This is a genomic window from Pseudoalteromonas sp. T1lg76 (genome assembly GCF_002964725.1).
Taxonomy (GTDB): domain Bacteria; phylum Pseudomonadota; class Gammaproteobacteria; order Enterobacterales; family Alteromonadaceae; genus Pseudoalteromonas.
This window is the reverse complement of record NZ_PQCE01000014.1, coordinates 1-23,118: the sequence shown is the minus strand read 5'-3', so window position 1 is coordinate 23,118 and position 23,118 is coordinate 1. Positions and strand designations below refer to the sequence as shown.

The window sequence follows — 23,118 nt, the reverse complement described above, 5'->3', positions numbered from 1 at the left end:
TATTTTCGAGTTAGTCGCTGCCACGCCCCAGCATACGACTTAAGGTTCTATCTTTATCGATAAAATGGTGTTTGATGGCCGCGGCGATATGCACCAACAGGGTCACAAGCAACAACCAGGCCGCCGGGCCATGAATATCGTGCCCAAGGCTTCCCATCCATTCGATTTTTTCACTCTTTGGATAGAGCTCGAAGCCAAATAAGGCCGCACCATGGCCGCCGCCGATACTCATCATTAATCCGGAGATGGGCATTAACAAGGTGCCTATCAGCAGCACCATATGCACGCTCTTAGCGGTCAACTCCTGCACCTTGCTGAGCTCGGCAACATGGGTAATTTCACCCTCTTTAAGGCGCCAGAGCAAGCGCGCAAAGGCAAAACAAAGCACGGTAATGCCAAAGGATTTATGCAGTGTCAGCATCTCTAGCTTTTCATCCCCCTTGGGCAGCTCCTCAACATACAGGCCAAATGCCAATACGCCGATAAACAACAAGCCGGTAAGCCAATGCAATACTATGGTGGGGGTCGAGAGTTTATTATCCATATTTAATTCTCAGGTTGAGCGAAACTAAAATCCAGTATGGGTGAGATTTGTGTCAATTTCGACAGCATTTAGCGTAAATGTGTGTAAATTTTACGCAAAGAGGATCTGGATCATATTTTCCTAGGCGTTGAGTTTCAATTGACGCCGATGGGCCCAAACAAGCGAATGGCCAGCATAAAGGTAATGGCCATAAATAGGGTGGAGATCATAGATACCACAATGGGGATGGTGATAACTTGCCATAGCTTTAGGATCAGTACTTTTCTTAATACAAAGGCAAAGAGGATCACCGAAGCGATAAGGGTTGTGGGCTCGACAAAATTTAGCAGGTTGCTCACCCAGCCGCAGGCGAGTTGAATGGCTAAAAAACTGATCGTCAGTGCAATGGCCCTTTTATTGACTTCGTCTTTCACCCGTAGATAAGCCAGGACAAAACGAAAGCCAATAAAGGTGCCAATAAAAAAGGTAAGTAAAAAAAGTGGCTGTAGCACTGAAGGGAAAGCCCCGATCGCTTAGTTAAGTTGCTTAAGACTAAGGATAGACAACAAAAGCGAGTTTATTACCATCGCTATCGCGCACATAGGCGGCATAAAAGCCCTCGCCATATTGGGGTCGATAACCCGGCTCACCGACATCTCTGCCGCCATTTTCCAAGGCCATCTTGTGCAGGGCCACAACCTGCTGCGGTGATTGCAGCCTAAATGCCGTCATGGTGCCGTTGCCGACGCTGGCGGCACCACCATCGAATGGGTAGCCGATAAAAAAGCGTGGCACCGACTCATCATCGACAATGCCAAAAGAGGCGCAGGTATCGCCTTGCCAACATATTTCCATGCCCATTTGCGCAAATAATGGCTTGTAGAAATCTATCGCCCTATGTAAATCGCTTACTCCTATCATGGTATAGGCAATCATTTAATTCTCCTTCGTGGCTTAGTGCACAATCGTAGAGTGAGTATATGCAAGGGGTTGAATTTGTTGTAGAGAATTATCAGTTTTACGGTCGGGGAGGAAACTTTTCCGGCGTTTTGCCGAGCATCATACATACTATGAAGGGAGAAATTTATGCGTCCGCTTGGAGATGTCGCTTGAAAAGGCCGCTAGAAACAGTCGGCTTTGTCCGCTATAGGTTAATCCTAATAAAAATGTAAAGGTGCGAGCTGCACCAAGGAGGATAAACATGAGTTATGTAGATGGTTTTGTCTGTGCTGTGCCTACGGAAAAACGCGAAGAGTATCGTGAACATGCGGCAAAGGCTGCGGTGTTTTTTAAAAAGTATGGTGCCGATCGTGTGGTGGAAAATTGGGGCAGTGATGTACCCGATGGCAAACTGACATCTTTCCCCATGGCGGTGCAATGCAAAGACGATGAAACCGTGGTGTTTTCCTGGATCCACTGGCCGTCAAAAGAAGTGCGTGATCAGGGCTGGGCAGACTTTATGCAGGACCCCAGTTGCCAGGAGCAGCTTAACCCCATGCCGTTTGATGGTAAGCGGATGATTTACGGTGGTTTTGATACCTTGCTTGATGAGTAATGGAATGCTATTGAGCTATAAATAACAAAGGGGCAGGCGCCCCTTTGTTATGTGATCAAATCAAGAAACCAGCTCTTCGTTTTCCACGCGGATCCAGTCTTTTTCATCTACCCAGTTTTGCTTGCCATCGCCCAAGGTACGAATAGGAACTATATAGTCACAGCTGATCTGCGGTTTAACCGAGGCAAAGATGGGCACAAAACCGAAGCTTAACGCGGTTTCGATAATAGCCTGCTGGTTTTGCGGGTCGATATCGGCGGCCTCATCAATATACAGGGGCACTCGGTACTGGCTTTTCTCTTTATCCGAAAGCAGATGGCGAATAAACAACATGCCGCATAACAGCTTGATGGTAATACGGGTACCGTTTGAACCGGCCGAGTCGATTTTATCGAAATACTCGGTGTCGCCAGCGCGGTTAACCACCTCAAAGCGGATATCAAAAAGATCGGTCAGCGTCAGTCCCGCCTTGTCGGAAGCGAGCTTAATCAATTGATCTTTGGCCTCATTCACCTCACTTTCGTGTACATGCTGCTCCGCCAATAAATCCAGGCTATCCCCTTGCTCATAAAGATCTGAGGTAGCAAGGATAGTATCTATGCTTTGCACCAACATTTTTCTTGGCACCACCTCAATCTTAAAGCCTTTGAGGTTTGAGATCTGGTGCTCGCTGATCCCCTGATTAAACAGGCGCATTTCCGATGTTAAGCGGTTTAAGTCCTGGCGCAGCCCCTTAATGGTGGCGGCCACATCGGTCAATGCCACCCGAGCCTGGCGATTGACCGCCTCGCGCTCGTTGTCCAGGTTGTGATAGGCGCTGATCAGCTTTTGGTATTTGCTCAGCTCGTCGCTTTCGTTATCAAATTTGGTGATCCCGGCGTTGTAGATATGCAAATAGGTGTTGCGCACATTGATATCGAAGTTGCGCAGCTCCTGACAATCCTTGTTAAAGCCGTGAATGGTATCGGCCAGGGCATCAAGATCAAAGGTGATATCGATAAGGTAGGGGGTTACCTTACCGCTGATAAAGTCCAGGGTGTGATCCAAGCGCTCGTTCTTAACCTGTTGCAAGCGGGCTTTTTGACGCTCCAACGCCTCTTTTTTGGAGTTAATAATGGCGCGGCGATCGGCGATACCTGCGGCATTTTGTTGCACTTCACTGAGATGGGCATCCACTTCTTCCTGCTCACCATTAAGGCTTTCCTGCAAGGCCTGTTGGGCATCACAGGATCGTTGCATCACCTGGTATTGCTCAAAGCGTTTTAGCGCCGCTTCCTGGGCCATAAGTTGCTCATACAGAGCATCGCGCTCGGCCTGTTTACCGGCGACATCGGCGGCAACGTCACGCTGGGCCTTGAGGTCGTTCAGTGAGCGCTCAAGGGATGCCAGCTGCTCGCTTAGTTGCGCCTTATCGGCGCCGCTTTGCATCTGTACTACCGGCAGCTTCTTCAGGGAGATGGTCGCGCCCGGTACCACCAGCTCACCGCCGCGCACGGCCTGGCTTAGCTCGGATAAAAATGCGCCAAAGGCATCTTCGTCTTCAATGTTGATCTCGCCGCCATTGCTGGTGGCAAAAGACAGCAGATCCGGGTTAAGGATGCGCGAAATTTCTTCCACTTCTTTGAGCGATAAGTCCTCGCGCATGCGGGTAAAGAGGTTGTACTCCAGGTTTTTCAGCTGAAGTTTCAGGCTCTTGATCTGCTTTTGCGTCTCTTTAATACGAAAATCCAGGGTATGCAGGCTCTGGCCCTCGGCGCTTTTAAGCGAGTGGGACAGGGCTTCATACTCTTGTTTAAGCGCTTTTAGCTCGCTTTGCAAGGTGGCGCTGTTGGTCAGCTCAAACTCAGTATGCAGGGCGTCGAAATCGTTAAACCAGGCCGCCAGCTCGGTGAGCTTGCGCTCAATATCCCGTGATTGTTGCACGTAGAGGCGCTGCTTTTGCTCGAATTCTTCCTTCTCCTGAGAGATTTCTTCAAGCTGCTCGGCCAAGGTGGCGTGCTGATCCTCATAAAAGGTATCGAACTCTGCCAGGGCCAAGTCGATTTTCGGCGCATAGGCACCTAACTTGCCTTTTAGGGCACTTTGGTGCTCCAACATACTTTCCAGCGCGGCGATGGGCTCTTGCATGGTTTCCAAGGCATTGAGTTCACGACGGGCGCGATTAACCTTGTCGAATGCCCGCTGCCAGACCTCATAAAAGTCGACGTTAGCGTTGGACATATGGCGCTCAAACACACGCATCATAAAGCGTTTTACATCGCTGGCGCCGAGCTTGTGCAGGTTAAGCATGCGACGGAAGATTTCTTTATAGGTGGCGGCGTCGCTGACATTATTGAGCGGGATCATGCGCAGGTTGATGTCGCCATCGAACGGCGTTGCGCCGCCTATCAATAAGGCATTGAGTTCCTGCGCCTTGAGTTCGATGGGGCTAAAGCCCTTGCCCTTAAGATGATTGAACAAGCGGGTGTATTTGACGATGCGCTTGTTATCGGTAAAGTCATCGAGGTTCAGCGCGCCGTTATAACAAAAGAACTGATGGGCAAAGCCGGCTATTTTGCCAAGGCCCGCCACACCTATGACCACCTTGCCATGGGGCAGGTCGGCCTCAAGCAAGATATAGGACTGGTCGGAATTAAAATAGAATTTGCGGGTTTCTTCTAAATCATGGCCATCCCATTCGGTCAGGCGCAAGTCATTGATAAGGGGAAACTGCAGGGCGTTTATTACCGAGCTTTTACCCGTGTTGTTTGGCGCGCAAATAGAGCTGCTTTTATCCAGCGGGATCACGCATTTGGCATAGCCAGCGGTATTTAACAGGGCTAGTTTACTCAGACCGTGTAATTGCTGCATTTATAGCTCCTCGGCGCTTTCAAGCGCGTCTTCATTTACTTCTAACAGGGCATCGAGATAGCGGTGAATGGGGGCGAGTAAACGAAACACGCTTTCCTTGTCTTTGGCCTTGGCCATTCCCAGGCGCACCATGCGCATCAGCACATCCTTGCGTAAGTCGGTGCCGGAGAAGATCTCCAACTGGTCATAGAGCACCTTGTTGTGTAACACCAGCTCCTGACACAGCTCCAGGTCGACGTCTTTGTCGAACAGCGCGCGCATGGGATCCTGGCCCTGGTTGGCGTAGTGCTCGATCAGGGTATAGATAAAGAGCGCAATGGCTCGGGAGATCTTACCCATGTTGGCGGTGCCTTCATCTGTGGCAAAATGGAAAAAACCACGGGCATCGTGCACCAGGGTGTGACCTAGGGCACTAAAGAGGGCGGCGTATTGCTCTTGTTGTTGGTCGAGCTCCTGCCAGGCAAGGTTGTCCTGCTCGCTGATATGATAGCCGCTGACCAGTTTTTTATTGATGTAGTGCAGCTGGGTAAGCTGGGTTAAGTCTATGTTGGTCATAATTCTTCGCTACTTTTTGTTGTTGTCGCATCACTGGCATCGATAAAGGGATACAAGGCAAAGCGCTTGCCGGCGATGGTTTTAGTTTCAAGCCGTTCGCTTTGACTCAGGGTCAGCGAGGGATCGTTAATCAGTTTTTGATACAGGTATAACAGCTCGTCGGACTCCAGCTCAGGATAATGGGTATCGAGCACATCAATAAGCTGCTGCTTACGGGCTTTGCTGTTGCCCTTGGCGGGTTTAAACAGGGCGCGAACATCTCTGAAGCTGGGAATATTTGGGGCGCGATAGGGCTCGGCAGCGCTGGCGTCGGGCATTTCAAAGTCATGCTCTTCAAACTCGCTTAGCCCGGCCATATAGGCCACTAATTGTGCATTACTGCCGAGTTGGTGATGCATGGGCTCGCTGGCAAAAAACGGCTGATGGGCGCTCATCACGCTATCCAAACCGCGCTTACGAATAAGCCCCAGTATCTTGGCGGCCTGGCGGGTGACTAGGGTGTTTTGTCTTAACTCTTCGCGCAGTGGCATCAGCATGTCGGCACTTTGGCGCAGACTTTCGCGGCCAATATGGTGCATATCGAGGATGCGGGTGCGCAGCTGTTCCAACATGCGAATGGTATTGGCGTCGCGGCCGCTTTGTTTTAGGTGCAACAGGTGTTCGGTAAGGCTCAGCTCAATGGTGTCGAAGCAAATTTGAAAGGCACCGCTGATATCGAGCATTTCCAGCATGGGTTCTATGTATTCGTCAAAGGCTTCAATCACCGCCTTATAACGCTTGCTCAGAGACATGCTTGAACCATTGGCCTTGGCTTGCTCAACCAGATTGTAAATGGCGTTTTCATTGTGCTGGTAGAGTTTGACGATTTTACGTACCCGTTCATCCATAATCCGGGTGTAGCGACTGATATCACCGTAATCATCATCACCGACCGCCTTGGTGAGCTTAGCGCTTAAGCGCTCTAAGTCGTCCACTAAAACATGAATTTCAGCGGCCACGCCCAAGCTTTCATCTTGCAATAAGTAGGCGGCAAAATCACTCACCGCACGGTTGATTTCCAATTGCGATGATTTTGCTAAGGGAACAAGAATGTCTTGGCTAAGCAGGCGGTTGGTTTCTTTGTAAATCTGAGCGCCGGAATAATGAGGAAAGTGCCGCTTTATGATGCTTTGCACTTCCTTGATGCTAAAGTCGCCCATTTTGAAACGTTTCATCAGGGTCTCAAGCACCGGCCATAGCTCAGTCAGCGTATTGAGCACGCGTTTCGCTATTATCATTATGTTGTTTCTTTGTGCTTGGCAATAGGCAGGGATTATAACTAAAGGTACAAAAGGGGAAAATAGCTTTTCACTGTTACATTATCTTTACGAAAAGCGTTGTATTTGGTTGACAAAAAATATGTAAAGAAATTGTCACTTACAACGAATTGGTAATAGCTCCTTGGGCATATGAATGTTAGAATTCGCGCCGCTTGCAGACTGTAATTGTCTGCAATTAACCCATGGTATCGCTAAGTTTGTTATTTGTACATCTGGGTGTAATTTGTACCACCAATAAACTTAGCCGTACTTTTTTAAATCGCTTGTCGCAAGGAATAATACTCAAAATGGTCAGTGCGCTCATCTTGACGCTCATTGCCGTGGCGTTTGTGCTTATTGTTGTGGAAGACGTCATCCATGTAAATAAGGCTAAAACCACGCTTTTTTTCGGCACTTTGTGCTGGATTATCCTCTTCATCTCGCCCCTTCACGGTCATTCCCTTGATCATATCAAAGATGAACTTAATGAGAACATTTTAGAAATAGCGACCTTGTGGCTGTTTTTAATGGCGGCTATGACCTTTGTTGCCTATCTCAACTCTAAAGGGTTCATTCAAAATTTGGTACAAAGGGTACTGCCAAGTAAGATTAGCGAGCGCAAGCTGATGTTCCTTATTGCTGGTTTTGCGTTTTTATTCTCATCGATTTCCGACAATATTACCGCGACCTTAGTATCGCTGGCTGTCGTGATGTCGTTGAAACTTGATGGCCGCAAGCTGGTAAAATACGCGACCTTGATTATCTTTGCGGTTAACTCCGGCGGCGTGTCGCTGATCACAGGTGACGTAACCACCTTGATGATCTTCTTGGCCGACAAGGTGACCATAGGCAATCTGTTGTTATTGATTGCTCCAGCAGCCTTTAGCGTACTGGTGCTGGCGACCTTGTTATCGATGAAGATGCGCGGCACGGTGACCTTTTCTCTAGGCGAGCGCAAACCCATAGAAAAAACCGACATTACCATAGCGGCTATTTTTCTTTCGACAATCGTCGGCACCCTGACCATGAGTGTGCTGTTTCAAATTCCGCCCCTGTTGACGTTTTTATTCGGTCTATCGCTGATGTTCCTAACGGCGCAATTCTTGATGCGCAAAAAGGACGTAAACAAGCAGATCATCGACTATATCCGTGAGATTGAGTACGACACCTTGTTGTTCTTCGTGGGTGTATTGTTACTGGTTGGCGCTCTAAAAGAAGTGGGCGTGCTGGCCCAGTTTACTCATCTGTATGAGGTGTTAGCGCCAAGTCAGGCCAACTACCTGATGGGTCTACTGTCGGCAGCGGTCGATAACGTACCTTTAACCGCGGCACTGCTTAAAGCCGATATTCATATGGATACGCAAAACTGGCTTGCATTTACCTATGCGACCGGTGTAGGTGGCTCCATGTTAGTAATAGGTTCGGCGGCGGGTATTATCGCCATGAGCAAGGTGCGCGATTTAACCTTCGGTAGCTACCTGCGTAATAGCTTCTATCTTTTGATAGCTTATTCTGTGGGTTATGTGGGCGCTTTCTACATGGGTTCATTCGTGTAACGGCGACAGCATCCGCATTTTCTTTAAAGACCATCTGGGCTTAAACCCAGGTGGTCTTTTTGTTTGTTTACTGCCGTTGCTCACACACATTAGTACAATTAAAATTCTATCGACCATTGCCGCGAGCTTAAACTTACAGCACTATTAACGTATTAGGTAACTTATTGACCAGGTTAATAAAGGTGACTTATGCGTATTGCGGTTTTTGGTGCCGGTTCAACGGGGTGTTATTTGGGCGCGTTATTAAGCGCGGCACAGCTTGATGTATCCCTGATATGCCGGGCACGGATTAAAGACGCCATTATTGCTAATGGCGGCATTCATATCAGTGACTACCAGGGGCTGGATAAAACTGTGATGCCGGATGAGCTTATCACCGAGCCTGGCGAGCAGCTGTTTGATGTGGTTTTTGTCACTTTGAAGTGCCATCAATTGCCCCAGGCACTGCCCCAACTGCTGGCTATAACCCATAAGTCTTCCGAGCTGGTCTTTATGCAAAATGGCCTAGGTAGCTTTGAGGCAATCCAAGATAGGCTAGCGGAGCGCACCTGTGTGTTTGGCATTACCCCGTTTAACGTATTGCAACAGGGCGCGCATTTTCATAAGGGCACCGAGGGCGAATTTGTATTTGCTAAAACCCCAGGCACGGAGCATATCGCCAAGACTTTGCGTGAGCACGGCTTTAACTGCGAATTAAAGGCGCAGATGACGCCAGTGATCTACGGCAAGCTGCTGTTAAACCTTAATAACGCCCTTAATGCGGTGGCGGATATGCCCATCAAGCAGGAGCTGGAAAATAAAGCCCTAAGAAGGGTGTTGGCGGCGGCCATGAAGGAATGGCTGGCGGTATGTAAGGCCATGAACATTGAGCTGGCGCAATTTACCAAGGTTAAACCTGCCTTAGTGCCCCGTGTGTTGAGCTTACCCAATTGGTTATTTAGGCGCCTTGCCTCGGCCATGTTGGATATCGACCCCAAGGCGCGCTCGTCCATGTGGGAAGATATTCAGGCGGGACGCAAAACGGAAATCGCCTATCTCAACGGCGCCGTGGTCGCACTTGGTCAGCGCCACGGGGTAGCCACCCCCGTAAATTCGGCCATTGTTGCCTGTATTGAAAAGTTAGAGCGGGGCGGTGTTGTTAAGCTTGGCGATTTGCTGCTGGCCAGGAATACCAATTCACTTAAATAGCTAATCATTCTAGCGGGCTAAATATCATGCTCACTGTGTTGGAATTTTTCGATGTAGAATAACTACATAATAAAAATTCCGCCTTGTGATCATATCATTTATCCAGCGCTATCTCTGATCACATACTTAACAGAATTGGTATAAGCAAAAATTAAGTGCCCATGCTCGACCTAAGGGTGATTGACATCCAGCCATCCAAACGTTAAATTCCTAGCTCGGGTTTGCGGATCATGCCGTAAATCTGTAGCAGAAGAGGTGCGATAGCTAGGTAGTAGACGCGAGGCAGACGTAGGCCAACGACCGTTTATGAGGGAGACTATCGCCGAGGAAGTACATTGCTCGTCACAATGGCTTTCGGTTCTTGAGGCTGAATCCTCGGAACTGTCACCTGTTTGGGTGGAGGGCTTCTGGCAATGGACATACCTTTCTTTTAGTCTTGCCAAGTTCTCCTGATTGTATTTGAAAAATAAGCTATTTTTCATCTCGGAGAGAAAATGAATCAGGAATTTACCGTCGCCAAATTCGGCGGCACCTCAGTAGCCGATCATGCAGCGATGAGCCGTTGCGCCGATATTATTGCTGCCGACTCACACGTGCGCATCGTGGTTGTTAGTGCCAGCGCCGGGGTTACCAATCATCTGGTGGCCTTGTGTCAAACTGGGCTTAGCAATGAAGAGCGCCAAGCGCATATTGATGGTGTTATTGCCATCCAGCTCAATATTATTGAGTGCCTGAGTCTGGATGCGGATCTTGCCCATGGCTTCGATACTACCCTCAATGATTTTAAACACAGCGCCTCGCACTCTACGCAAAACGTGCCACTAACCAATGTCCAGCGCGATGAGTTGCTTAGTTTCGGCGAGCGTTTATCTTCGTATTTATTTACCCAGGTGCTGCGTGATAAAGGCGTGGCCTCAAGTCGCTTTGACGTGCGCTCGGTACTTAAAACCGACAGCCAGTTTGGTAAGGCGCAACCGGATATCACCCAAACTCGAATTAGGGCTCAGGCTGAGTTGGTGCCACTGCTTAGCGAGCAGGTGGTGGTGACTCAGGGCTTTATTGGCTCAGATGAATACGGTGAAACCACCACCTTAGGCCGTGGCGGCTCGGACTACAGTGCGGCCCTGTTGGCGGAGGCCTGTGGTGCCAGTAATATTCATATTTGGACCGATGTAATAGGTATATACAGCACAGATCCGCGTTTGTGTAATAAGGCCAAGCCGATTGCCCACCTGACCTTTGACGAGGCCGCGGAAATGGCAACCTTCGGCGCCAAGGTATTACACCCGGCGACTATTTTACCGGCTGCGCGCAGCGGTATTGGCGTATTTGTGGGCTCCAGCCAGGACCCGCAAGGGGGTGGTACCTGGATTGAGAAGGTGCCCAGTAGTGAATTGATCGCCGGCGTACGGGCCGTGACTCAGCGCAAGAACCAGCTGCTATTGACGCTGAAAAGCCCGGAAATGCTCTTGGCCAGTGGTTTCTTGGCGCGGGTGTTTACTATCCTCAGCGAATATAAAATTTCTGTTGATCTGGTCACGACTTCCGAGATCAGCGTTGCTGTTACCCTGGATAATGCGCCGAACGCCAGTCGCCCCGAGCTTGATCAGGAAGCGCTGGAGCGTTTAGGTGAGTTTTGTCATGTCAGCGTGGAAACCAATCTTGCCTTGGTGGCCCTAATTGGCTCTGAGATTCAGCTGCGCCAAAGCGAGCTAAATCTAATGCGGGTGCTGAGCGGCTTTGATATTCGCCTGATCTGTCATGGCGCTTCAAAGCACAACCTGTGCTTCTTGGTAGAGCAAGGACAATCGGATCAGGTGGTGCAGGCTATTCACCAGCAGCTGCTGGAGCAAGCCTGATCACTTCTACCTCGGTTTTGGCGGTGATCAAACTAAGATCAAATTGCCGCCATTGCTGACAATAAACCTGTGCCGGGCAGCGTTCAAGCAAGGGTAGTATAGGCTGGCTAAGCAGCGTACTGATACTTTGTTTAGCGGCCTTGGCATAGGCTTCTTTTAACGTCCACACTCGAAAAAAAGTATCGACGTTATTGCCTATATCCCGCGCTTCCACCTCAGGGTAAAAATGTGCCGCCAGCTTTTCAAAGCGCCGGTTTGCATCTCGCTTTTCGATATCCACGCCCAATAAAGATTGCTGGCCCTGAGTTATGGCCACGGCAATATGGCCGTGGGAGTGACTGATCACCACATTAATATCCAATAACTGCCCGTCGATAAACAGCTGCAGGGCTCGTTCCTGTTCGTTAAACACACTCTGCCAACTTGTCAGTGGCGCCTGCGCGTATTGAGGAAAGAGGCGCTGTGCCAGGGTCTTGATAAAATAGCGGCTACTTAGGTATTCGCGCTTGGCCTGGGGTTGTTTACGCCTGTTGAGCACCTCGAGTTCACCTGGGTGCAGATGGGCTTCATCGAGCTCAATGGCGGCACTGAGACTCAGTAAGACTTTTTCCGATATCGGCACAGATGGCGTGGCCTTTGGTAATGCGGGAAAGCGATAAGCTGCATTAAACATGGGATGAATGGTCCGATATGGTTGGCGGCGACTACTTTGTTAATGGTAAGTGTGGTTTAATAGCGGCAAAACAATAACAGATATCAATAAGAATGACGAATAATCGTGACGGCTTTCAAAGTCGCATAGGATTTGTGCTGGCGGCTGCCGGCGCCGCAGTGGGTTTAGGAAATATATGGGGATTTCCAACTCAAGCTGCAAACCACGGAGGCGGAGCCTTCCTACTTGTTTACTTTATCGTAATTTTTGCCCTGGCATTGCCGGCGCTCTTTACCGAGTTATATTTGGGCTATGCGGCGCAAGCCAACCCGGTGCAGGCGCTTAAACGTGCCTGGCATACCAAGGCTCCAAAACTCGGTGCCGGCGCCGGTTATCTTGGCCTTGGCGGCGCCGTGGTGATGCTGAGCTTCTATTCTATCGTTGCCGGTTGGATGCTGGCCCATGCCTTGGCACCGATAGCGCAAATGCTGGACCTGCCTAAGGTCGCCGAATTTCTAAGCAATGACTCCCTGACTCGTAATCTGGTCTTTACACCCTTGATGCTGCTGCTGACCGCCAGCATTATTTTGCAAGGGGTGAAGTCCGGCATTGAGGCCTGGTCGCGACGCCTTATGCCCTTATTGCTGGTGCTCTTGGTGGGGCTGATCTTCTATATTGGCTCCCTTGATGGGGCGGCCGAAGGCTTTGCCCATTATCTTAAGCCCGACTTTGATAAAGTCTGGGATGCGGACTTAATTATTGCCGCCATGGGACAGGCGTTTTTCTCCCTGTCGCTAGGTGTGGGCTGTATGATGATTTACGGCTCCTACCTTAAGCCCGGCGCTAACCTTGGCAAATTAACCTTAAGCGTGGCCGCACTCGACACCTCGGTGGCGTTTTTAGCCGGTTTGTTGATTGTTCCAGCTATTTTTGTGGCCAGCCATAACGGCGTTGAAGTTTTTGCCAACGGTAAGCTGATCGGCGAAGGCCAGCTTATCTTTGCGGTCTTGCCGCAGTTGTTTGAGGCCATGGGCGCCATGGGCCTAGTGATAGCTTTAGCGTTTTTCGTGCTGATGTCTATCGCGTCTGTAACCTCAACCATTTCTTCGACCGAGATCCCGGTGGCCTTTTTGGTTGAAAATCATGATATGGACCGCAAGCGCGCGACCGCCTTGGTGACCTTAGTGGTGGCCATAGCCTCAGGCACCATCATTATGAACTTTGACTGGCTGTTTGGCTTGGTGATCCAGGTCTTTACCCAGTACCAGTTGCCACTGATGGGCTTGTTCTACTTCCTTACCCTGGGCTGGGTGTGGAGCCGCGGCAATAAACTGGCTGAGTCGAACCATCCGGGCATTAAAGCCCTGTTGTGGTATATCCGTTTGGTGTGCCCAATTTTGATGACCGCCGTGTTTATTAATGTAGCGCTGAAATAATCCTACAAAGCCAACTAGAACGAAAAAAGGGATATGCTGTCATATCCCTTTTTTTTGTGCCTGCTGAAAAGCTTAAGGCCTACATATCGAGTACCTGATTGGTCAGGGCCTCGCCCTTGGCGAATTGGCTGAGGTTAAAGTAAGTGGTTTCCACTATCTGTGCCAGCGCTTCCTGGGTAAAAAAGCCCTGATGGCCAGTGATCAACACATTCTTAAAGGTGAGCAGGCGGGCAAACACATCGTCTTGAAGAATTTCTTCCGATCTGTCTTTAAAAAACAATTCAGATTCCTGCTCATACACATCTAAACCCAAATAACCGAGTTTTCCGCTTTTTAGGGCGCCGATACAGGCCTTGCTATCGAGCAAGGCGCCGCGTCCTGTGTTGATCAGCATGACGCCGGGCTTCATTGCTGCCAGGGCGGACTTATCGATTATATGATGGGTTTGCTCGTTGAGTGGGCAGTGCAGGCTGATAATATCGCTGTTGGCCAGCAGCTCGCTTTGCTGCACTAGGGTAAAGGCACCTGTAGGGGCGGCCGGGTCGCATACCAATACCTTGGCGCCAAAGCCGTTTAAAATCCTCACCATGGCCTGGCCGATTTTACCGCAGCCGATAAGACCCACGGTTTTATTGTGCAGGTTAAAGCCAAGCAGGCCGTTGAGGTCAAAGTTCTCCTCCCGCACCCGGTTATAGGCCTTATGAATTTTACGCGACAGAGTTAAGATCAGCGCGATGGAGTGCTCGGCCACGGCCTCCGGGCTGTAGGCGGGCACCCGGGCTACGGTAATCTTGTGCTTTTTCGCCGCCGCCAAATCGACATTATTAAAACCGGCACAGCGCAGTAAAATTAGGCCGACACCATAATCGGCCAGCCTGGCTATGACCTCAGCGCTTAAGGTGTCGTTGACGAATACACAAACGGCATCAAAGCCTTTGCTGAGGGAGCAGGTATGGGCATTAAGGCTGACATCGAAATATTGGATATCGACATCTGTTGGGCAGAGTTCATTAAATGCAGTTTGTTCATACCTTTGCGAGCTGAATAGGGCTAATTTCATCGAGTTGACTCTCTATTACCGATCTAAGTGTATCGGGCTTGGTGCGTGGTGCGTAACGATTTACCAGCTGTCCTTGAGAGTTTATGAGAAATTTAGTGAAATTCCATTTTATTGCCCGATTTTGGGCTATACCACGGGTATGCTCTTTAAGGTAGTTAAACAGAGGGTGGGCGTCCGGACCATTGACCATCACTTTGCTAAACAGAGGAAAGCTCACATTAAAGGTGTTTTCACAAAATTGCTTTATGGTGGCGTTATCGGCAATTTCATGACGCCCAAATTGATTGCAGGGGAAGCCAAGAATAACCAGCCCCTGATGTTTATAGTCTTGATACACGCGCTCCAGTGCGCCGTACTGGTGGGTGAAGTTACAGCTGCTGGCGGTGTTGACGATCAGCACCACACGTCCTTGTAATTGTTTGAATGAATAGGGTTGGCCGTCGATAAGTGTGGCGTTGAAATGGTAAATACTATCCATTGAGTGCTCCCTTGCTAAAACCAGACGTTTTTAGCCTTTGCCTTTGATATACTGTGTGCGTTTTTTCGAGGCTAGCAGGCAAATAGGTCAGAAATATGTCAAAAAAATGTACCTTTATCGGTCTAGGGGTTATGGGCTATCCCATGGCGGGTCACTTACAACAAGCGGGATACGATGTTTGCGTGTATAACCGCAGCGCCGAAAAAGCGCAAAAATGGGTTGAGCAATACGGTGGACGCAGTGCGGCAACACCCGCACAGGCAGCCAGCGACGCCGAATTTGTATTCGTGTGTGTGGGCAATGACGATGATGTGCGTAGCGTGATTTACGGTGATGATGGTGCCCTTGCGACCATGGCGCCGGGCAGCTATTTAATCGATCACACTACCACTTCGGCGCTATTGGCCCGTGAATTAGGTGAAGCGGCCAAAGAAAAGCAGGTGGCCTTTATCGATGCACCGGTTTCCGGTGGTCAAGCGGGCGCCGAAAACGGTGTATTGACCGTGATGTGTGGCGGCGAGCCTGAAGCGTTTGCCGCGGTGCAGCCGGTGATGGCACCGTTTAGCCGTTTTAGCGAATTGCTCGGTCCCATCGGCAGTGGCCAGCTATGTAAAATGGTCAATCAGATCTGTATCGCCGGTGTGGTTCAGGGTCTGGCCGAAGGTTTACACTTTGCCAAAAAAGCCGGCTTAGACGGTGAAAAAGTAGTGGAGACCATTTCTAAAGGCGCGGCAGGCTCTTGGCAGATGGAAAACCGCTACAAGACCATGTTGCAGGGTGAATACGAGTTTGGCTTTGCCGTTGACTGGATGCGCAAAGACTTGGGCATCGCCCTGGATGAGGCGCGTAACAATGGCGCGACCCTGGCGCTGACGGCCTTGGTTGACCAATATTATGGCGATGTACAGGCCATCGGCGGTAATCGTTACGACACCTCCAGCCTGTTGGCGCGCTTGGAGAAGCTAAACCCTAGCGACTAAGCTGGGTTTGCTCTTGCGCCCAGGCCGTTTTTTACAGGCTTTGGGCGTAATGATACAGGGCTTTGAGTACCGCCATATTGCGCTCATTGCTCTCGTTTTCATGCACCAGATTTTCAAGGCTGAGCATAAAGTCCTGAGCATTAATAGACGGGCTGTCTTCTCCGTGCATTAGTTTGTTCTGGCAGTATTTACGCCATGAATCCAGCTCCGCTGGGGTCAGACTTTCCGGCCAGTTACGGGCGCGATAACGAAACAGCATGGTGGCGAATTTCGGGTCTTCAAAGTCCAGCTCCAGGTTCCCCAGCTCCAGCGGTGAGGTGCTGCGGATCACATCGAACTTGGCCTTATCGCCATTGCTGATAAAGCCACTGTATAGCTGATAATCCACATTGGTGGTGGCGGCAAATTCACGGCTTTCATTAAATACCTCGGCCACCTTGTCACGCAACTCCGGATGCGCCTTTAAAAACTTCAAATGCTCCAGGCATTGCTCTCTGTCTATGCCCAGACGTTCGGCGTTTTCCGGCAACAGGGTTTTTGCCGGCGCGAGAATAGGGCACTTGTTTACATGCACCAGTTTTAAGCCAATGGGCGCCTGACCTTCGGGCAGCTCGTCACGGCGGGTATAAAGGTACTCGCGCAGCTGTTCGACGGATAAATCGAGCAAGGGCTGCGGATCTTGCGTCAGGTTAAAGCAGACCACGGCGTTTTTGTTGCTCGGATGAAAGCTCATGGGCGAAATCCAGGTGGTGCAGCCCTGCGTTGCCGGAATACGCGACGAGGTATGCACTAGGGGCGTCATATTGAATACGTCCACCATCTGCAACAGCGCTTTTTTATGGCGCAGGCCGAAAAAGAAGTGGTATAGCTTGGGCTGGCGCTCTTTAACCAGCTTGGCTAGGGCAATGGTGGCCTTAACATCACTTAAGGCATCGTGGGCATCGGCGTGCTCTATGCCGTTGGCCTTGGTGAGTTCTTCTAGGCGAAAGCTGACGCTGCCGTCTTCCTTACGCGGCCAGTTAATACCCTCAGGGCGTAGCGCATAGCAGGCGCGCACCAAATCAATAATGTCCCAGCGACTATTGCCGTTTTGCCACTCTCTTGCATAGGGGTCGTAGAAGTTACGATACAGGGTGTAGCGAGTGACCTCATCATCGAAACGAATACTGTTATAACCGGCCACACAGGTGTTGGGCTGGCTGAATTCTTCGTGGATCTTGGCAATAAACTCCGCCTCGCTCAGGCCGTGGCGCAGCGCATGTTGCGGGGTAATGCCTGTGACCAGGCAGGCCTCGGGATGAGGTAAATAATCCGGCGCCGGACGACAGTATTCAATCAGCGGCTCGCCGATAATATTCAGATCGAGATCGGTACGAATACCGGCAAACTGGCTCGGCCTGTCTTTTTGCGGGTTCGCCCCCCAAGTCTCATAGTCGTGCCAGTAGATTGTGCTCTGCTCGTCGCCGTTATGCGCCATTGTCGATCCTTTAGCCTAACTTGTCTGTAACCGCGTAACTGCATGTTACTTATGATTTCCGTCATTATTACATAGCAAGTCATAGTCACAAAGTGTGGAGTTGTGCTTGGCGGTGGGATTAGCAAGCAGTGATATTATCAGCGACTCATAATATGCCTGCCGCATACAAATTAGTGAAGCAACTCTGGATTGGTGGGATTACAGTTAAACGCAATAAAAAACCGTCAAAGTATTAACTTTATCAATGATGTCTATTGACAATAAATTGATATGTTGAAATGTTAAACGCTGATTATCAAGTAGATAATGATGAAAATTATAAAAGTATCTTATTAACTGTCGGCATTATTGCTACCAACAAGCAATGGAACATTTAAGTGTCAGAATGCATGTGGTGTGGACGGTGATGGAAATGTCACAGACGCATTGGGCGTAAAGTAGGAATGCTTATTGAAGAAGCGGACAAGATAGAATAAGCCGCTCTTAAAAAGATACATGATAAGTTACGCTGTATTATCATGTTTTCTCATTTCATATAAGGAAGTATTAATGAACCGTAAAACACCAGCCGTTATTCTAGCTTCACTTTTATTAGTTGCATTAGTGTTTTTAATCGCTTTTGATTTCAATGAACAGCCGCCGGTTGCTTTGAATATTGTTGAACAGGATTTAAGTTCAAATATGCAATCGACTCATAAAGATAATGCCAGGAGCTCAGAGCTTTTAATCGAAGATACTCAGGATGGCAGTTTATCGACGCTTCAAAAAGTAAATAGCGAGGAACAACACCAGCTAAAGCCAGAAGATAACGACATTCAAACCAAAGACCAAGTTAAGCCTAGTCTTGATAGTTTTGATGAATTGATTACTGAAGCGGATGGAAAACTCTACATGGACTCGGCTCCCATCGACTCAATGGATAGAGAGCAGTTATCTTGGTTTATATCTAGCTTGCCTAACACAATGACCCAAGCTCGTTCGGTGGATGTTATGGAAAATCTTAATCAAGAAATTGTAAATTACGCTACCGAAGCTGACGGTATATTTATTAATGATATGCAATGCTCAGATATGATCTGCGGTGTTATGTTCGAGTCCAGAGACAAGTCGTCAGTAAAGACCGCATTATCTGAACTTTCATCTTCAGATTCATTTAATAACAATACGCATGGCGGTGTACTGAGAATTCTTGAGGAAAATGGAACTTTCTATGGCGTAATAGTGACACCAATTACAGAGTCAAATATTTTAATACGTTAAATGTCAATTATTACCAGCTAGGCTAGTAAGTAAGGCACCCATTCCCAATATAATAATTCTAGTTAACTTAGAGCCTTACCCTCGGTTAGCTGGATAGCGCCAGGTAAGCCTTTAGCAAGCGAAGTGACAATAAGAGATTTAGGAAGTTTCAAGGATGACAGGGATACACAATGTTAAAGCGAATAAAGGTTTGTTTGTCGTTTTCCTCCTTATCGCACTATATCTTTCAGGGCCGGCTTTTGCCGAAGAAAGTTATAAACAACTCACTTTGGCTAACGGTGTTGAAGTCTATTTAATCTCAGATCCTGTGGCGCCTGTCTCGGCTGCATCTTTGATAGTTCAAGCGGGTTCGGGTGATGATCCCGAACATCTAGCTGGGCTTGCGCATTTGCTAGAGCACGCCGTACTCTTAGGGAGCAAAGAATATCCTCAACTAGGTTCATTCAATCATTACTTTAAAAAGCACAATGGTTGGTCAAACGGTTCAACAAGAACGGATCACACCCGATACCACTTTCAAGTTAATAACAGCGAGTTTGAGTCGGCGGTAAATAGACTCGCCGATGCAATTGAAAACCCGATTATCAATGACAGCATCATGACAACGGTAATAAAGGCTGTGGATGACGAGTTTTCGGGGAAATCGATGGATGAGTGGCGTGGCACCCTTGAAGTCATCAAGGGAAGAATGAAAGAAGGTCATACTGCCGCTAAGTTTGATGTTGGTAATAAAAGCATATTTGATAAATTCCCAGACAACCTACAACAAGAGTTAGTTAACTTTCATCAAACGTACTATGTTGGTACCAATATAAAGGTGGTGCTTTATTCCAACCAGCAAATAGCGGAGCTTGAGAGGGTAGCGCTAGAGGAGCTTTCGATAATTAGAAAAGGGCTTGCAAACAATAGATCAGATAAGGGCTTGGTCTGGGAGCGCCCAAAACTGAATTTAGTTAATGTGAAATCCAGAGGAACATCGAAATCTTTAGATGTTTTATTTCCAATCCCGTCTAAGTATTTTTATGAAAAAAACAAAGTTAACCAGTTAGTCCTCAACTATCTAGGAACAGAAACCCAAGGCTCTTTGTATCAGCACCTGTATGATCAGGGCTTGATCACTTCGCTTAACGTGAATTTATTGGGTGACGCTGACTACGGTCTGCTTGATGTGTATTTAAAGTTGACTGACAAAGGCTTACAGAATACTGATTTAATCGTCAACGAGCTATTTACCTATATTGCTTACCTACAACACTCTGAAGAGCTTTTGCGGTATTTTCTGGAATTGAAATATCAAGCACAACTGAGTGCTCGCCAAGAATTGGATATTGAACCGGGCGACAGAGCGTCTTTGATTAACGAAAGGATGTTCTATCTTCCCGTAAATGCGTGGATAGATGAGTCAAAACTCTACAAACCGCAGTATGTTACCTCGGATGACATCAATAAATTTAAGGGGTTCTTATCCACGGAGAATGCTTTGATTGTTAAAACATCTCCCGAGGCGAATACAGACAAGATATCGCCTATCTATAAACTCCAATATAAGCTCAAAAATATAAAGCTTATAAAGAACGACCTTGAGAATAAAACAGCTTATTCGCTGCCACAGGCCAATCCCTTTCTTAATCCCGAGTACAGTGAAACCCCAGCTCGACCCGAGTCGACGTTATCTGAAAAACGCTACTTTCAGGGGCATGATTTAGATATATGGGTTGAGAGTGGTTCACATCAGGCTGAGGTCATTTCTTCTTTGAGTATTTTTGCATTTCGCGAAGATTTGGAAGCTGATGAGGCGTCCTACCTGAACAGGGTTATCAAGACCAAAGCGCTCATGTTTGAATTAAGCGACTTTCTCTATCATGCCCAAAGCGCGGGCTATAAAGTGAGGATCAGCGCAACATCTCAAGGCTACAAAATAGATGTATCAGGTAATTCAGTGCATTTTGAAAAGATCATTAACACCATTTTGCACCAAGTCTACAGTAATGAAGTGTCACAGCCTGAATTTAACCGCGCCAGGGAAGCAAGCTTGGCTGCAGTTGACGGTATTTTGCAAGGGAGCCTGGAGTCCAGAGTCAGAAGGCGCATACAGGATGTAGTGAAAGCGCGGTTTTCCCTTACCAACGGCTCGCTGGATTATTTGCGCCGTGTTACTTTTGACGACTACACCCAGTGGCATCATTTGCAGCCAGCAAACTATAAACTTAGAGCGGTGCTAATTGGTGACTTTAACCAGAAACACCTGGCTCGGTACTTCAATACCAGCTCGTTAGAGCCCAAGGAGTTTAAAGCTCTTTCACCAAAACTCGAACTAAAAACAAGTCATCGTTTAAATAGCAGTTATGATGATGGCGTTTGTGCCCTTACCGTTGATTTACGGGATAATCCTGCCTTTGCGTACCTATTGAGCGCCATAATACGTAAAGATTTTTATAACGAACTGCGCAGTAAAAAGCAGCTTGGTTACTTTGTTTCTGCTGAACTAATAAAAGGGTGGGGAGGACCGTTTTTATCCTTCCAGGTACAGTCACCAAATTATGATTCTAAACAGCTTTGCAGCGAAACTTCCGTGTTCTTGGCAGGTTATCATGAGAGCCTAAAGAACATGGATGAAGGTGATTTCAACAAGATGAGAGCCTCGGTGCGTACCGCGCTGTTAACCCCCTTTGCTAATGTGCATAAACATCAAGCTGTGCTGAATGAGGAAGTTATCGGTGGCTTTGCCGCTCGAGAAGAAATAGCTCAGCAATTGGCTTTACTCGATCAGGCTAGATTCCTTGCCCTGTATCAGAGCCTTATCTTTGAACAAAAGGCAGCAAGAATTAAGGTTACTGTGAATTAAGCTAATTATGATTTCAGCGCCAGCAGCAAATTGAACCTAAAACCTAGGCACTAAAAACTTAGGTTTATTATCTCTAGGAGCTATCGCCGGGCTCTGCATGTAACTCTAGATGCAATCATCTAACCCTACATGTTACTTATCTTTTTCGTCATTATTACATAGCCTCTCACACCCGCAAACCATGGGCTACACTTTGCTAGGACGTGAATAATAATTAACCAGGAGATATTTATGGAATTACACGGAAGCTGCCTATGTGGTGGCGCCAGCTACAGCGTCAGCGGTGAGGTGTGCGGTTTTTATCTTTGCCATTGTCACCGCTGCCAAAAAAGCACAGGCTCGGCTCATGGTGCCATCGTTTTTATGGATGCGGCCCAGCTTGATTGGTTACGTGGCGAACATTTATTGACTCGTTATCGTGTTGACGACAGCCGCCATGAAAAGTGTTTTTGCAGCGTATGTGGTTCATCATTGCCTTTGCTTGTGGAGGAGCGGGGAGTGGTGATGGTGCCCGCCGGCAGTGTCGACAATGGTGAGCTGCCCCAGCCCAATGCCCATATTTTTACTTCGCGCCAACAAGGGTGGCAGCAATACATTGCCTTGTTACCGGGTTATGAGGAATATCCGCCCAAAGAGAGCAACTAACTGAATACTGTCATTATTCTGTTATGTAACAATGATATAAGCTTCCCTAATTTTTTAGCATAAAGAATGGTGTTGCGGTCGTATGCAGTGGCCGTGACCTAGGAAGTAGTGTGCGTCTTATTCTTGTAGTTATGTTTTTATCTCTGCCAGCCTACGGCAAACTTGATGTCAGGCAGAGTACACAAAATTATCCCGTTTACGCCGATGTGCTTGGTGAGTTACTGAATACTTTGGATGCCGCGTCCCCGGTTAAGCGTGATGGTAAGGTAGAGCATGGTCATATCCAGCATCAGATTGGCTGGGAGTTTTTATTTAATGGCCGGACTCGTCAGTGCCAAGTGGAGAAGTTAACAACGACGGTGGAAATTGAATACACCTTACCCAGGCTCGATAGCTACAGTGAAGCGGTAAAGCAACTTTGGTCGCGCTGGTATCCGCATCTGGCCGAATATCAACGTAAGCAGGGCTTGATGATCATCGCCGCCGCCGAGCGTCTCGACCAAAAATTGGCGGCACTGCCTCAGATAGGTAATTGCCGCATCTTGAAAAAGCAAGCGCAGCGAATTGGTGAGCAGGTGCAAGGTGAATTGAGTTTAGCGCTGCGGCAATTGCAACAAGAAACTGAGTTTGGGCGCACCGAAAATGCCTGGCTGGTGGATCATTTAAACTAGCTTAAGGCATGAACTCCTTTTCTAGGCGCTCTCTACGCCCTTTTTATCTAGGGTCTGTTTATCTTTGCGGTTTACTTTATGTTCAATCTAAACGCATTCTGATGAATGTCATCACTGATTTATGTGGTTTAATTCATCCGTGAAGCTTGGTTACATCGCGCATCCATGCGCTCACCTCGCTAAGCTGCGAAGCATTGCTTCGGTCTTGCTCGCCTATGTTCATAGCGAGT

20 protein-coding genes and 1 riboswitch are annotated in these 23,118 nt (G+C 48.3%); of the genes, 10 read left to right on the top strand and 10 right to left on the bottom strand.

The annotated features are described in order from the left end of the window. Positions 1-10 precede the first annotated feature (10 nt). The 3 genes from C2M35_RS06385 to C2M35_RS06375 all read right to left on the bottom strand — a co-directional run bounded on the left by C2M35_RS06385 (position 11) and on the right by C2M35_RS06375 (position 1,459). Complete coding sequence (locus C2M35_RS06385) at positions 11-544, bottom strand: cytochrome b (RefSeq protein WP_105264880.1); 534 nt, start codon at positions 542-544, stop codon at positions 11-13. A 134-nt stretch (positions 545-678) separates the two neighbouring features. After that, positions 679-1,035 (bottom strand): hypothetical protein, encoded by a 357-nt coding sequence (locus C2M35_RS06380; protein WP_105264879.1) that lies wholly within the window; start codon positions 1,033-1,035, stop codon positions 679-681. 40 nt (positions 1,036-1,075) lie between these two features. After that, positions 1,076-1,459: a VOC family protein gene (locus C2M35_RS06375; protein ID WP_105264878.1), complete on the bottom strand. Its 384-nt coding sequence runs from the start codon at positions 1,457-1,459 to the stop codon at positions 1,076-1,078. Between the two features lie 265 nt (positions 1,460-1,724). Here C2M35_RS06375 and C2M35_RS06370 point away from each other — a divergent pair, with 265 nt between their 5' ends. Then, the gene (locus tag C2M35_RS06370; protein WP_105264877.1) at positions 1,725-2,078 is read left to right on the top strand and encodes a DUF1428 domain-containing protein; all 354 of its coding nucleotides are present in this window, start codon (positions 1,725-1,727) and stop codon (positions 2,076-2,078) included. A gap of 60 nt (positions 2,079-2,138) precedes the next feature. Here the strand turns inward: C2M35_RS06370 and C2M35_RS06365 are convergent, their stop codons facing one another. Genes C2M35_RS06365 through C2M35_RS06355 form a run of 3 tightly spaced genes read right to left on the bottom strand, consistent with a single transcriptional unit; the run spans position 2,139 to position 6,760 of the window. Further along, entirely contained in the window at positions 2,139-4,928 is a 2,790-nt protein-coding gene (locus C2M35_RS06365; protein WP_105264876.1) for an ATPase, read from the bottom strand. Beyond that, positions 4,929-5,483 (bottom strand): condensin complex protein MksE, encoded by a 555-nt coding sequence (locus tag C2M35_RS06360; protein ID WP_105199847.1) that lies wholly within the window; start codon positions 5,481-5,483, stop codon positions 4,929-4,931. Further along, positions 5,480-6,760, bottom strand: a complete 1,281-nt coding sequence (locus C2M35_RS06355; RefSeq protein ID WP_105264875.1) for a hypothetical protein — start codon at positions 6,758-6,760, stop codon at positions 5,480-5,482. Before C2M35_RS06355 ends, C2M35_RS06360 begins: the two co-directional genes overlap by 4 nt. A gap of 329 nt (positions 6,761-7,089) precedes the next feature. On the opposite strand from C2M35_RS06355, the gene nhaD reads away from it, so the two are divergent. The 3 genes from nhaD (at position 7,090) to lysC (ending at position 11,384) form a co-directional block, all read left to right on the top strand. After that, positions 7,090-8,337: a sodium:proton antiporter NhaD gene (gene nhaD / locus C2M35_RS06350; protein ID WP_105199849.1), complete on the top strand. Its 1,248-nt coding sequence runs from the start codon at positions 7,090-7,092 to the stop codon at positions 8,335-8,337. A 189-nt stretch (positions 8,338-8,526) separates the two neighbouring features. Next, positions 8,527-9,525, top strand: a complete 999-nt coding sequence (locus tag C2M35_RS06345; protein ID WP_105259240.1) for a 2-dehydropantoate 2-reductase — start codon at positions 8,527-8,529, stop codon at positions 9,523-9,525. A 242-nt stretch (positions 9,526-9,767) separates the two neighbouring features. After that, positions 9,768-9,940: riboswitch (Lysine riboswitch) on the top strand. A 79-nt stretch (positions 9,941-10,019) separates the two neighbouring features. Continuing rightward, positions 10,020-11,384 carry a lysine-sensitive aspartokinase 3 gene (gene lysC / locus C2M35_RS06340; RefSeq protein ID WP_105213574.1) on the top strand — a complete coding sequence of 455 codons (1,365 nt, stop codon included), beginning with the start codon at positions 10,020-10,022 and terminating at the stop codon, positions 11,382-11,384. Here the strand turns inward: lysC and C2M35_RS06335 are convergent. Continuing rightward, on the bottom strand, positions 11,353-12,057 hold the full coding sequence (locus tag C2M35_RS06335; RefSeq protein ID WP_105264874.1) for a 4'-phosphopantetheinyl transferase family protein: 705 nt from the start codon (positions 12,055-12,057) through the stop codon (positions 11,353-11,355). The two genes, lysC and C2M35_RS06335, sit on opposite strands and share 32 nt — an antisense overlap. Before the next feature lie 92 nt (positions 12,058-12,149). On the opposite strand from C2M35_RS06335, the gene C2M35_RS06330 reads away from it, so the two are divergent. Continuing rightward, positions 12,150-13,472 carry a sodium-dependent transporter gene (locus C2M35_RS06330; protein ID WP_105199852.1) on the top strand — a complete coding sequence of 441 codons (1,323 nt, stop codon included), beginning with the start codon at positions 12,150-12,152 and terminating at the stop codon, positions 13,470-13,472. 79 nt (positions 13,473-13,551) lie between these two features. Here the strand turns inward: C2M35_RS06330 and C2M35_RS06325 are convergent, their stop codons facing one another. Both C2M35_RS06325 and C2M35_RS06320 read right to left on the bottom strand, forming a co-directional pair. Next, positions 13,552-14,532, bottom strand: coding sequence for a 2-hydroxyacid dehydrogenase (locus tag C2M35_RS06325; protein ID WP_105264873.1), 981 nt, complete (start codon positions 14,530-14,532; stop codon positions 13,552-13,554). After that, positions 14,498-15,010, bottom strand: a complete 513-nt coding sequence (locus C2M35_RS06320; protein WP_105199854.1) for a glutathione peroxidase — start codon at positions 15,008-15,010, stop codon at positions 14,498-14,500. The genes C2M35_RS06325 and C2M35_RS06320 overlap by 35 nt, the downstream gene beginning before the upstream one ends. Before the next feature lie 95 nt (positions 15,011-15,105). Here C2M35_RS06320 and C2M35_RS06315 point away from each other — a divergent pair, with 95 nt between their 5' ends. Then, entirely contained in the window at positions 15,106-15,990 is an 885-nt protein-coding gene (locus C2M35_RS06315) for an NAD(P)-dependent oxidoreductase (RefSeq protein ID WP_105264872.1), read from the top strand. A gap of 31 nt (positions 15,991-16,021) precedes the next feature. On the opposite strand, the gene sbcB is transcribed toward C2M35_RS06315, so the two are convergent. Further along, positions 16,022-17,467 carry an exodeoxyribonuclease I gene (gene sbcB / locus C2M35_RS06310; RefSeq protein ID WP_105264871.1) on the bottom strand — a complete coding sequence of 482 codons (1,446 nt, stop codon included), beginning with the start codon at positions 17,465-17,467 and terminating at the stop codon, positions 16,022-16,024. A 549-nt stretch (positions 17,468-18,016) separates the two neighbouring features. On the opposite strand from sbcB, the gene C2M35_RS06305 reads away from it, so the two are divergent. The 4 genes from C2M35_RS06305 to C2M35_RS06290 all read left to right on the top strand — a co-directional run bounded on the left by C2M35_RS06305 (position 18,017) and on the right by C2M35_RS06290 (position 22,888). Beyond that, complete coding sequence (locus C2M35_RS06305; RefSeq protein WP_105264870.1) at positions 18,017-18,727, top strand: hypothetical protein; 711 nt, start codon at positions 18,017-18,019, stop codon at positions 18,725-18,727. Between the two features lie 154 nt (positions 18,728-18,881). Then, entirely contained in the window at positions 18,882-21,572 is a 2,691-nt protein-coding gene (locus tag C2M35_RS06300; protein WP_105264869.1) for an insulinase family protein, read from the top strand. A gap of 231 nt (positions 21,573-21,803) precedes the next feature. Then, positions 21,804-22,217, top strand: coding sequence for a GFA family protein (locus C2M35_RS06295; protein WP_105199858.1), 414 nt, complete (start codon positions 21,804-21,806; stop codon positions 22,215-22,217). Between the two features lie 110 nt (positions 22,218-22,327). Further along, positions 22,328-22,888: a DUF922 domain-containing protein gene (locus tag C2M35_RS06290; protein ID WP_158677926.1), complete on the top strand. Its 561-nt coding sequence runs from the start codon at positions 22,328-22,330 to the stop codon at positions 22,886-22,888. Positions 22,889-23,118: the final 230 nt, after the last annotated feature.

What these genes read in the sequence shown, in the direction of transcription:
- C2M35_RS06345 (WP_105259240.1), top strand. Translation starts at nt 8,527, where the DNA reads ATGCGTATTGCGGTTTTTGGTGCCGGTTCAACGGGGTGTTATTTGGGC.
- C2M35_RS06385 (WP_105264880.1), bottom strand. Translation starts at nt 544, where the DNA reads ATGGATAATAAACTCTCGACCCCCACCATAGTATTGCATTGGCTTACC.
- C2M35_RS06375 (WP_105264878.1), bottom strand. Translation starts at nt 1,459, where the DNA reads ATGATTGCCTATACCATGATAGGAGTAAGCGATTTACATAGGGCGATA.
- sbcB (WP_105264871.1), bottom strand. Translation starts at nt 17,467, where the DNA reads ATGGCGCATAACGGCGACGAGCAGAGCACAATCTACTGGCACGACTAT.
- C2M35_RS06365 (WP_105264876.1), bottom strand. Translation starts at nt 4,928, where the DNA reads ATGCAGCAATTACACGGTCTGAGTAAACTAGCCCTGTTAAATACCGCT.
- C2M35_RS06335 (WP_105264874.1), bottom strand. Translation starts at nt 12,057, where the DNA reads ATGTTTAATGCAGCTTATCGCTTTCCCGCATTACCAAAGGCCACGCCA.
- C2M35_RS06325 (WP_105264873.1), bottom strand. Translation starts at nt 14,532, where the DNA reads ATGAAATTAGCCCTATTCAGCTCGCAAAGGTATGAACAAACTGCATTT.
- C2M35_RS06300 (WP_105264869.1), top strand. Translation starts at nt 18,882, where the DNA reads ATGACAGGGATACACAATGTTAAAGCGAATAAAGGTTTGTTTGTCGTT.
- C2M35_RS06330 (WP_105199852.1), top strand. Translation starts at nt 12,150, where the DNA reads ATGACGAATAATCGTGACGGCTTTCAAAGTCGCATAGGATTTGTGCTG.
- C2M35_RS06315 (WP_105264872.1), top strand. Translation starts at nt 15,106, where the DNA reads ATGTCAAAAAAATGTACCTTTATCGGTCTAGGGGTTATGGGCTATCCC.
- C2M35_RS06355 (WP_105264875.1), bottom strand. Translation starts at nt 6,760, where the DNA reads ATGATAATAGCGAAACGCGTGCTCAATACGCTGACTGAGCTATGGCCG.
- C2M35_RS06320 (WP_105199854.1), bottom strand. Translation starts at nt 15,010, where the DNA reads ATGGATAGTATTTACCATTTCAACGCCACACTTATCGACGGCCAACCC.
- C2M35_RS06295 (WP_105199858.1), top strand. Translation starts at nt 21,804, where the DNA reads ATGGAATTACACGGAAGCTGCCTATGTGGTGGCGCCAGCTACAGCGTC.
- C2M35_RS06305 (WP_105264870.1), top strand. Translation starts at nt 18,017, where the DNA reads ATGAACCGTAAAACACCAGCCGTTATTCTAGCTTCACTTTTATTAGTT.
- C2M35_RS06370 (WP_105264877.1), top strand. Translation starts at nt 1,725, where the DNA reads ATGAGTTATGTAGATGGTTTTGTCTGTGCTGTGCCTACGGAAAAACGC.
- C2M35_RS06360 (WP_105199847.1), bottom strand. Translation starts at nt 5,483, where the DNA reads ATGACCAACATAGACTTAACCCAGCTTACCCAGCTGCACTACATCAAT.
- nhaD (WP_105199849.1), top strand. Translation starts at nt 7,090, where the DNA reads ATGGTCAGTGCGCTCATCTTGACGCTCATTGCCGTGGCGTTTGTGCTT.
- lysC (WP_105213574.1), top strand. Translation starts at nt 10,020, where the DNA reads ATGAATCAGGAATTTACCGTCGCCAAATTCGGCGGCACCTCAGTAGCC.